3 protein-coding genes are annotated in these 2,848 nt (G+C 57.7%); all 3 read right to left on the bottom strand.

Annotated features, from left to right (window positions below; genetic code table 11):
• Positions 1 to 123: 123 nt before the first annotated feature.
• Positions 124 to 1,194 (bottom strand): AroB-related putative sugar phosphate phospholyase (cyclizing), encoded by a 1,071-nt coding sequence (locus ACTTKG_RS10200; RefSeq protein WP_442674090.1) that lies wholly within the window; start codon positions 1,192 to 1,194, stop codon positions 124 to 126.
• A gap of 15 nt (positions 1,195 to 1,209) precedes the next feature.
• A complete protein-coding gene (locus ACTTKG_RS10195; RefSeq protein ID WP_442674089.1) occupies positions 1,210 to 1,671 on the bottom strand; it encodes a VOC family protein in 462 nt (153 codons plus the stop codon).
• A partial coding sequence (locus ACTTKG_RS10190) for a thiamine pyrophosphate-binding protein (protein ID WP_442674088.1) occupies positions 1,668 to 2,848 on the bottom strand: 1,181 nt, incomplete at its 5' end. The genes ACTTKG_RS10195 and ACTTKG_RS10190, both read right to left, overlap by 4 nt.

The raw sequence follows: 2,848 nt of genomic DNA, 5'->3' as shown, positions 1-2,848 counted from the left end.
AGACACTTGAAGTTGCAGATGTTCGTCGGTTCGATGCAGACGCAGAGCGGCACCGCGAGCGGCACGACCTCGCGCAGCGTCAGGCGGTTCTTCTGATATGCCTCGGAAAAAGGCACGACTTCCTTACTCACAGTGATTCCTCCAATATTGCAGCAGATGCTTGAGCGCCTGCTTGATTTCCTCTTCTTCAACATCGCGATAGACCTTAAGCTCATGCGCTTCGTTCAAAAGCACCGCCGTGATCCTTTCACTCGTCTGCTTCTTGTCCTTGTGAATGGCGGCGATAATGCCTGCAGGGGAGAACCACGCCTCGCACCAGGGGATATGCTTGAGGATCTTCATACAGAGCGCCGCAATACGCGCCGCATACGCCTCTTCGATGAAACCGCGCACGACCGATATCGCATTCGCCGTTATCATGCCGAGCGCGACGGCGGAGCCATGCGGTATCTCGTAGCCGCTAACGCTCTCGAAAGCATGGCCGAAGGTATGCGCGTAATTGAGCAGCACCCTCGCCCCGCGATCAAACTCGTCCTCTTCGATGAAGCCGCGCTTGAACGCAAGCGACGTCCTCACATACTGCAGCAGCTTCTCGTAATCGTGCGCGAGAATCGCCGCAATATCGCGCTCCATAGCGTCGATGCCCGCCGCACCCGCGATGACGTTGAACTTCACGACTTCGCCCAAGCCGCTACAATAATCCTTCGGAGTAAGGCTTCGGAAAAATTCGGGGTAAATGAGAATCTCATCGGGCGGATAGAAGGAGCCGAGTAGGTTCTTGAATCCCTTATAGTTCAGCGACGACTTGCCGCCGATGCAGCTGTCGCAGGCGGCAAGAAGCGTCGTCGGGAAGAACGTCCAGCGGATGCCGCGATAGAGCGCGGTAGCGACGAAGCCCGTAACATCCTGCGTGATGCCGCCGCCCAAAGATACGAGATGCGAGTTGCGCTTGGCGCTCATCTCCGTCATACGCTCACAGATCGCGAGCATCGCCGCCATATCCTTTTTCTCCTCGACGGCGTCCAGCAGGAAAAGCCGCTCCTCCGGCAAATCAGGCAGACGATCTTGATAAATCCCGTAAACCGTACGGTCAAGCACAAAAAACGTATCCTTCGCCGCTGCCAAATCCTGCAGCAAGGACAAATCTCTGCAAAAATCCACGCGGTATTCCTTGAACGCCGACTTGATCTTCATGCCGTCTCTCCCTTCCTACACCTCGTTGTGCGCAATCAGCTCGATCCAGTTCCCCTCGGGGTCGCGGCAGAAGCAGCACAGATTGCCGTGCCCCATATCATGCACGCGCGTCACTGAGATACCGCCGCGTGCGAGAATAGCCGCGCGCGTCGCTTCTATATCGCGCACGCCGAAGGCGATGTGCAGCCCCGCAGCAATCGGCTGCGGCGTCTTTTCCGCTTTTTCTTCGGGTACGAGCACTTCGAGCAATTCAAGCATATCGCCGTTGCCGTTCACCTTGCCCTGCTCGGTGATGAGTTTCGTGATCTTAACACGCGCATCCTGCGCCCGAAAAAGATCGGCGAGCAGCGTATCCGCCTGCTGGATGTTTTCGCAAATCGTATACATTTGAAAAACTTCACGATAAAAAGCTGCCATACGCGCCAAATCCTTGACATAAATGCCTGTATGCCGCAAGTTGATCTTATTCTCTTTCATACTTCCTCCGGTTCAATGAGCGGAATATACATATTGCGCGCCAATTCCTCGCGCGGCAAAAAGGGCGCGAGATCTTCCAGCGGCGGACTTGTCAGGCGTCCGTCGGGCAAACGCTTCGTCGCAGACTTCGGCTCGAACTTCTGATCTTCCGTCACGAACACTTCTATGAGTACATGGCTCGGTTCTCTGAGCGCCTCGCCAATCTTCCCGCATAGTTCCTTATTGGAAGAAATCGCGATATAAGGCATATCGAACGCCGCCGCGATTTTTTCAAACGAAGGGAATCCGAGATCGCCGCTCTCAGGGCCGACGCCGACGAGAGCGCCGCCAAAAACATTCCGCTGTGTCTGGCGAATCTGATGGTAGCCGTTGTTATTGATGACGAAGATCTTGACGGGCAGACGGTTCGTGACGACCGTCTGCAATTCCTGCAAATTCATCATGATGCTGCCGTCGCCCTCGATGCAGACGACGCTCTCACCGCTCGCGACAGCCGCGCCGACGGCGGCAGGCAGACCGTAGCCCATCGACGAGATGCCGCAGTTCATGAGGAAGCGGCTGCCCGCCTTGATGACGTACGACTGACTGCCCACGACGCTCGCCGAGCCGTTCGCCGCGACGGTAACGCTTCCTGCGGGAAGCGCCCGGCTCAAAGCGTCCATGAACGCATAGACATTCACCTTGCCCCGTGCCGTTTTCTGCGCGGGCTGTACAACAGGATAATCGCGCTTCCACCTGCGGCACTGATCGAGCCACGCAGGGTTTTCCTTCGGCGGCGCCTCGTTTGCCGCCGCTAAAAGCGCACGCATAAATTCCGCCGCATCGGCGCACACAGGGAAATCTACGCGGATCGTCGGCTTTTTCAGCTCGGCGGCGTCGATGTCATTGACGACGGTGTATGCCGCGCGCGCCCAAAGACGCACATCGTAGCCGACCTGATAGATGCTCAGGCGGCTGCCGATCGAGAGCAGAAGATCGCTGTTCTGCACGGCGAAATTGCCTGCACGGTCGCCCATCGTACCGCCCCTGCCGCAGTAGTACGGATGCTCGTCCGCGATGAGGTCGATGCTGTCCCAGCAGGTGACGACGGGCATCGAGAGCCGCCGCGCCAGCGCATCGACAAGATCCGCCGCACCCGCGAGGCGGATGCCGTTGCCCGCGTAGAGCACGGGGCGTT

Origin of the sequence: Selenomonas sp. (assembly GCF_052169755.1) — a bacterium.
Lineage (GTDB): Bacteria > Bacillota > Negativicutes > Selenomonadales > Selenomonadaceae > Selenomonas.
The sequence above is the reverse complement of the archived record's forward strand: the minus strand, read 5'-3'. Positions and strand labels throughout refer to the sequence as shown.